8 protein-coding genes and 1 tRNA gene are annotated in these 7,533 nt (G+C 32.4%); all 9 read right to left on the bottom strand.

Features of this window, described 5'->3' with window-relative positions; all coding sequences use genetic code 11:
* Window positions 1–138 precede the first annotated feature (138 nt).
* Window positions 139–480 (bottom strand): YkvA family protein, encoded by a 342-nt coding sequence (locus AB671_RS02805; protein WP_066680831.1) that lies wholly within the window; start codon window positions 478–480, stop codon window positions 139–141.
* An 82-nt stretch (window positions 481–562) separates the two neighbouring features.
* Window positions 563–1,102: a TlpA family protein disulfide reductase gene (locus AB671_RS02800; protein ID WP_066680833.1), complete on the bottom strand. Its 540-nt coding sequence runs from the start codon at window positions 1,100–1,102 to the stop codon at window positions 563–565.
* A gap of 10 nt (window positions 1,103–1,112) precedes the next feature.
* Window positions 1,113–1,676 carry a thioredoxin family protein gene (locus tag AB671_RS02795; protein ID WP_066680835.1) on the bottom strand — a complete coding sequence of 188 codons (564 nt, stop codon included), beginning with the start codon at window positions 1,674–1,676 and terminating at the stop codon, window positions 1,113–1,115.
* A gap of 14 nt (window positions 1,677–1,690) precedes the next feature.
* Window positions 1,691–2,761, bottom strand: coding sequence for a chorismate synthase (aroC, locus tag AB671_RS02790; RefSeq protein WP_066680837.1), 1,071 nt, complete (start codon window positions 2,759–2,761; stop codon window positions 1,691–1,693).
* A 51-nt stretch (window positions 2,762–2,812) separates the two neighbouring features.
* On the bottom strand, window positions 2,813–4,447 hold the full coding sequence (locus AB671_RS02785; protein WP_066680839.1) for an LIC_10190 family membrane protein: 1,635 nt from the start codon (window positions 4,445–4,447) through the stop codon (window positions 2,813–2,815).
* Between the two features lie 53 nt (window positions 4,448–4,500).
* Window positions 4,501–5,043, bottom strand: a complete 543-nt coding sequence (locus AB671_RS02780) for a glycine zipper family protein (protein ID WP_066680841.1) — start codon at window positions 5,041–5,043, stop codon at window positions 4,501–4,503.
* Window positions 5,044–5,531: 488 nt separating this feature from the next.
* Window positions 5,532–5,605: transfer RNA gene (locus tag AB671_RS02775), tRNA-Cys, on the bottom strand.
* Between the two features lie 49 nt (window positions 5,606–5,654).
* Window positions 5,655–6,152, bottom strand: coding sequence for an RDD family protein (locus tag AB671_RS02770; protein ID WP_066680843.1), 498 nt, complete (start codon window positions 6,150–6,152; stop codon window positions 5,655–5,657).
* A 19-nt stretch (window positions 6,153–6,171) separates the two neighbouring features.
* Window positions 6,172–7,533, bottom strand: a complete 1,362-nt coding sequence (locus AB671_RS02765; RefSeq protein ID WP_066680847.1) for a DUF4403 family protein — start codon at window positions 7,531–7,533, stop codon at window positions 6,172–6,174.

The raw sequence follows: 7,533 nt of genomic DNA, 5'->3' as shown, positions 1-7,533 counted from the left end.
TCGAAGATATTTTGCAGATAAACTATTCGATAGGCTCATTATTGCTAACATTACAGCGGTATGATGAAAAACGGATATACATAAATTTATAATTATTTATTCACAAAAAAACATCCTGTAAAGGATGTTTTTAATTATTTAAACGATTTCTGCGTCAATTATTTTTGTGCCGCTTGGGCTGTATTTCTGCTCGGCTTCCCAAAGGAGAAATTTGTCAACTTCCCTAATAAGTTTTGGGATTGTTAATGATAAAACTGCCAAATCATCCAGAACTCCTGCTACAACAATGAAGTCGGGAATGATATCAATAGGAGAGATGACGTAAAGAAGACCTACCAATGGTAAAATAAGGTCCATCGACTTTACAGGATAAGTACCTTTTCTCCACATATTAACCATTCTGAAGATGTCCGGAATTTTTTTTAAGAAGCCTTTGTGGGCAATCGCTTCTTTTGCAAGATTGAGTTTTGAATATTTCATTTTTGTGTCTGTTTTAAAATAATTTTCAACTCTATAAATTTCGCAAAATTTGTACCAACTCAATCTAAATTTTAGTTAAAGTTTACTTAAGAATATTATCAATAAATTGATGGATAGATTCTGCATCCCAATCAGTTACAGCATCTTCTTTGATCAAGATTCTTCCGTTTTTATCTAAAAGAAAGGTGGTAGGAAAAACTTTCGGAAGTATTTTTTCTGAGATAGGGCTTTGTGCAATATATACGGGAACGGTATAGTTATTTTCTTTCAAAAACTTTCTTACCGTCGCCTCTTCATCTTTCATGGCAATCAAAACAAAATCTACATTTTCTTTTCTTCTGTCATACAATCTTTGTATGGATGGCCATTCTTTTCTGCATGGAGGACACCATGTTCCCCAAAAATTTAGAAAAACAGGCTTGTCTTTAAAGTTTTTCAAATTAGTACTTGGAACATTGATTCCCTGAAGATCTACATCATAATCTTCTTCACTGATGTGTACTGCATTTTCTATAGTAGCGATCGGGAAAAATTGATCTTTAAGATAATTTCGCACTCCTGGAACTAAAAAGATAACACCTAAAACTACGAGAATAACAACGTAAATAGTCAGTTTTTTCATAGTATTTATTTTATAGTAATTCTAAAATTTCCTGAATGGCATCTTTTCCTCTGTTTCTTGAATAATATACCTGAAGGTCATTGTAAAAACTTTCTCTAGGGTATGCTTCAGGATTAGCTTTAAATTTTAATAATAATTCATGCCCAAATTTTGGACGGGGTCCCCAAGAATTTTTTACATTGAAGTCTTCATCTAAAATAATGACTTTCGGGATAGACTCTGTTTCGTTCGTCAAAAATTGATTGATGAGACTTTTATCGCTGTCTCTCAGGAAGATTTTTACTTCATTATGTCCTTCAAAAAACTTTGCCAAAGCAGGAACCGTCGCGCTTGCATCACCACACCAAGCTTCAGAAATAATTAAAATTTTTCCGTTGAAATTCTTAGATTTCAGCTCGTTGATCTGCTCTTCATCGATGACAAATTTTTTAAGCGTTCTATCCATTCTCTGAATTCCAAGCTCGTAATACATTTTATATTCGGCATCTTGTGGAGTCGGAGGGTTTTCGAGTCTTTGATGTGCAATTTGAAGATATTCTTCAAAAGATATGGCTTTATCCCAGTAATTTTTCATTACAAGTATGTTATTTAAAATTGATTAGTATTTCGTGTTTTATTGATCAGAAATAGGTCAGCTAAAACAAATGCTGCTAAACTTTCTACCACAGGAACTGCTCTCGGAACAACGCAAGGGTCGTGTCTTCCTTTTCCTTCAACCGTTACAGCATTTCCGTCTTTATCAACACTGTTCTGAGGTCTTAAAATGGTTGCCACAGGTTTGAAAGCTACTCGGAAATAAATATCCATTCCATTAGAAATTCCACCTTGAATTCCACCCGAAAGGTTTGATCTTGTAGAAAAATCGGTGTTAAACTGATCATTATGTTCACTTCCGGTCATTTTTGCACCGCAAAATCCACTTCCATATTCAAAACCTTTGCAGGCATTGATGTTGAGCATTGCTTTTGCTAATTCAGCCTGAAGTTTAGAAAAAACAGGTTCGCCAATTCCTACAGGTACATTTTTGATAACACAGGTAATGGTTCCGCCAATTGTATTGCCTTCTTTTTTGATCTCTTTAATTTTTGAAATCATTTTTTCTGCCGTTTCAGCATCAGGACAACGTACTTCATTGCTTTCAGTTTTAGAAAAATCTAAATCCTGATAAGGTTTTACACAGAAAATTTCGCCTACAGAAGAAACGTAAGCGTTAATTTCAATATCTTTTAAAAGTTGTTTTGCTAAAGCTCCGGCAACCACCCAATTGATGGTTTCTCTTGCAGAAGATTTTCCGCCACCGCGATAATCTCTGATGCCAAATTTCTGATCATACGTAAAATCTGCATGACTTGGGCGATAAGAATTCGCAATATGGTCATAGTCTTTTGACTTTTGATTTTCGTTTTCAATCATAAAGCCAATAGGAGTTCCCGTAGTTTTTCCTTCGAAAATTCCGGAAAGAAATTGTACGGTATCGCTTTCTTTTCGTTGGGTAACGATAGCTGATTGACCGGGTTTTCTACGATCCAGCTCATATTGAATTTTTTCAAAATCGACCTCCAGACCTGCCGGAAAATTATTGATGATTCCGCCATAAGCAGCGCCGTGACTCTCGCCAAACGTGGTTAGGCTGAGAAGATTACCTAAAGTGTTGAACATAGTACAAAATTACCGTTTTTTATTCAGATAATAAAGTCTTTGGTAATTGGTTTATTGATAAGTCTTTTTGATTAATTCTATTGTTTTGTTGAGTTCCTTTTTTTCTTCTGCGTTCAATTTTTTCCAGATAAATCCTTTTTTTAAATTGTTTTTGTCAATGGGTTGGGGGAATATTTGCTCTTTTTGATAATCAAATATATAGTTTACAGAAATTGCGGGAACTGGAGTATCAAAATTAAATGGATATTTTTTTGAAACATTAAACTTAAGATTGCCAACTTTGTAAGAATTGTATTGATTGTATTCGTAATAAGATGGTTTTATAATTTGATTTTTTTCAAATGGTTTCATAAATCGTCCCACCTGAAAACTTGGAATAAACTTTTGAATAAGATTTGGGAAAGAAAAAGCTCCAACCGCGATAAAAAACAGAAATGATGAAATGACGAGCGCGTTTTTTTTGTTTAAACTTTTAAATAAAAAAATAAAAAATAGTACAAAAAATACATCAATAAAAAATCGGTATTGTGCTGAAAAAAACAAAACCAAAATGCTTTTTATCAATATCGAAATACAAATTAAACTGATGATTTTATTTTTTTTAATGATAGAAAATATAATAAAACCTATTAAACTGAAGATAAATAAAATATTGATTATTGACTTTATTCCTTTTAATGAAAGCCAATTTTTAATATGGTCAAACCAAGAAAATTTTACTATTTCTGCATAAGAATATTGCTCATCAAAAGTTTTTACTAGAGCGAATTCTGAGGATGCTTTTAAAAGTTCTGGATTAGACTTCCATGAAATTCCTAAGTCAAAAATGGCAAAAGGGAAAATGGGATAGCCAAATGTCCAGATGTTTTTCGCAATGAATAAAAGAAAAACAAACGAGCCGAAAATAAGCTTTTTATAATCAAATTTAGATATGAAAATAGAGTAGAGCAGAATGAATATTGGCAGCCAAATGATTGTTGGCTTTATGGCAAAAGTGAAAACTGAAAAGGCGAATAAAAAAGAAATATTTTTATTTGTTGATAAAATTTCATTTAAAATAATCAAAGAAAAGACAATTACGGGCAAATCCGGGCTTGGAGATTGTGAGAAAATAAGTAAAACGGGAATAAAAATAAGCTGAATCCAACTTTTATTTTCGATAATATAAATTCCGTAAATAATAAGTAAAATCGCATTGAGCTTAAAAAAAGGATCTGTAAAATTGCTAAACCCTGCCTGTAAAATATGCCAAACCGACATTTGCCCCAAAATCAAATCAAGATTAGAAATTCCTTTAACCAAGCCGTATTCTGTAAGCCATTTTATCGTAGGAACATAGTAGCCGAAATGGTCTAAAATAAAAGGGTAAAAAGAAGCTGAAAATAAAATGACAGTTGCTAAAATCCCCAAAATGCTTGAGTCTTTTTTTGAGAATTGAAAACACTTTAGATAAAGTTTATCTTTAAAAAAGTAGAAGAGTCCGATTAGAATTGTAGGAATTTCTACATATAAATTCAGAGGAATAAAAAAAGATAAAATGGTGAAAATTAAACCCGTTGAGAAAATTCCCATTAAAATTTTTCCTGAAATTCCGTTTAAGATTTTTCCAAAAATATTTTCCATCAGTTTTCCCCAACCCATAAAGGTTGTGATTAGAAAAATGGTGGAGCATAAAGTTAGTAGCATAAAAAAAGATTGCCTAAAAATAAGCAATCTTTAATGTTTGTGAAAATATTTAATTATTTAGGCTGTACCCGACCACTTTTTCTGTCTTGTGATCTACCTAAAGTATATCCTGTTGCACCACCAATGATACCTCCTACTACAGCACCACCACCACGGTTTTTCTTATTGACAATAGCTCCCAAAGCGGCACCACTCACTACACCAATAGCTGTACCTTTTGCAGCCTCACTTATCCCTTTTTTCTTAGCTGCTGTAGTACCTTGAGATGAAGAGTTGCTTGCCTGGCTTCCATTATTGCTAGAAGAAGACGGTGCATCTCTGTATATTGTTTTGGTTTCTTTGATGACTTGTGGTTTTGCAGCAGCTGCAGCTGTTTTGGCTTTTTCAACTTCCGCTATGCTGTCGGTTCTTTTTTGTGTTTCGTAGGCAAATCTTTCTCTTTCAATTGCCAATTTTTGCTTTTCTATATCAAGCTGTCGCGCCTGAAATTCTAATTTCTGTTGTTCTAAAGTTTTTTCAGCAACTTTATTATCATCCTTCTTACAGGCAGTCAATGTAAATATTGAAATCAAACCTGCTAAAACTATATTTTTCATAACTCAAATTTTCTATACGATTAAACTTTTGAAGTCTAAGTCTTAATAATTTCAATTATGAAGCCAAGGTTTAGTTAAGGAAGTGTTAAAGTTTTAAAATGCTTTTTATAAAGGAGAGCTCGAAGAAGTCAGTGTTTATCATATTTAGTTGATTTTTTTTAATTAAATCTCTAATTGTAGAGAAAAAATTTCTTTTTATTGTCTCTTTTGCATATATTTATAAGAACTAAAAATCGACCCATGGAAATATCAGATTATCTTTCATTGCTTGAGAATTTTATATTATTAGGTTTAGTTTTGTTATTTGTTTTCTTTATTTCTATCTGTTTGAAACAGCAGAGCAGTAAATCAGGGTTTTGGTATTATAGCCAAGACTTTCCCCATTATAAAAAATATTTTTCAAAAAAGTAGATTTATTGTTTACTAATGGGTAAGTAATTTTAAGAAAACAAAAAAGTCCCTAAACTGGTATAGATTAGGGACTTAATTGGAGGTGCCTAGCGGATTCGAACCGCTGTAGGTGGTGTTGCAGACCACTGCCTAGCCGCTCGGCCAAAGCACCATTTTTAGGTGCTGCAAATATAGGAAAATAATAATGTTTTCCAAATTTTTTATGCAATTTCTTTTAGTCCAATAGCATCAATTTCGTTCTTGGCCTGACTTTCAGCTTGATAGTTTTTGTAATTAATCACTCTTGTATCTGTCAAACTATCATGCCATCCATCAGTTCCAAAAAATGTGAATGCTTCAAACGGTATAATTCTATAAAAACTTCTAGATAAATATTGTCTTTGCGTTGGTTTTTTGCCATCAGTACTTATCACTTTGGTTCCTGTAATATATTTTCCGGGAGTTTTGCCATTAGAATTATATTCCCAAAGATAAAAATAGATGAAGGCAACTATGGATCCTGTAAAAATATCCCAAAGAAAACCTCCATTATTATAGAAGAAAAAAAAGTTAATGTACGTATAATTGTAAATCAATGTTGAGGCTATTCCTAAAATTATATGAATAATCATCAAAATTATTGTGTCAACCAAATTATTAACAAACCTTGTTCCCAGAGACGCTTTATGCCTCTCCACAATTTGTAAATATTTTCTCATAGTTATGTAGTTTTTTAGTTTAAAATCCTTTTAAGGTAAATCTTAAACTGGCATTGATGTCAATTACTGCTGTAATTCCTGATTCGTTTAAAAGAATTTGATGAGGTTTAAGATTAAAAACTTTACCACTCATTTTTAAACCTTTATAATATTCTTTATTAAATGCTTCTTCGATACTTTTTTTAGATGACGTCTCAAGTTCTTCAGTTGGAATACCATATTCATCTTCAATCATCTTTACAATTTTGCCTTTGAAAAGAGAAGTTGCTAATTTTTGAAGAAGGTTTGAGGTTTTAAGCTTGAATTTTGTGTCGGAAAGTACTATTTTTCTTTTAGTTTCATCATAAACAGGAATACCAGAAATAAAAGCAGTTCCTTTCACATAACCATCTGTATCGGCTTCTATCATAATGCGGTTGGCTTCACCATATACTTTGATATCCGTAATTTTTACTTTAGAATCTCTAATGTCGAATTCTTTATTTAAAAAAGTTTTTTTTGCAATATTGGTTGCTTCAGAAAATGGAATATTTGCTGTGGTCTGCAATAGAAACTGGTCTGCTAACAACGGAACAAAATTAAAATTCATTACTGCTTTTGCCGGTTGTGAGGCTTCAGGTTTTGTTCCTGTGTAAGTTTCTGAGAAAATATCGATGCCGATATTGGTATCGATTTGATTTCCATAAAACTTTAGTGGAGTAATATTAACATTAATGGGCGTAATCTTCAACCATGTATTGTATTCTTCCGAAATATTGAACGGTTGTGAAAAAGCATTCCAAGCCAAAACAGCATATTGCTGAAAGTTGAGTTGCGCAGCCATTTGTTGATCAATGGTTTTAGAAAAATTGTATTGCTGTTCTTTCAGGCTTTTTTCAACCAAAGAAGTAATAGGAATTTTAATTTTTCCATAATCTAAAACCGGTTTTTTTACCCACTTAAAGCCCATTGGTTGCGTAAAAGTGCTTACCGTCCAGTTATTTTTAAAACTTAAAGCTGTTTTAAAATACATTACCGTTTCAAAAGTGGTTTCCTGATACGTGTAAACACCCAAAGTTCCAATGCCTTTTTCTGCCCAGATTTTTAACGGAACTTCAATCGCAATGTTTTGATTGGCATCTCCAACCAGTCGAATTGGTCGGGTTTTCCAGACTTTTACTTTAAACTGATCGTTGTCGTTATCGGTATAAGAATCATCCTGAAAGATTATATCTTTTACCGAAGCATTGATTATATTGCTGATTTCTGATAACGGAATCGTTACCGGCATTGTAATGCTCGATTTTATTTTCGGAAAATTGTAAATAGCATCACCTGAAGTATTGTTTTGCCCAAAAATACTGATAGAAAACAATAGAAATAATATTTTGAATACCTTCAC

This window comes from Chryseobacterium sp. BGARF1 (assembly GCF_001677955.1).
Classification (GTDB): Bacteria; Bacteroidota; Bacteroidia; order Flavobacteriales; family Weeksellaceae; genus Chryseobacterium.
The sequence above is the reverse complement of the archived record's forward strand: the minus strand, read 5'-3'. Positions and strand labels throughout refer to the sequence as shown.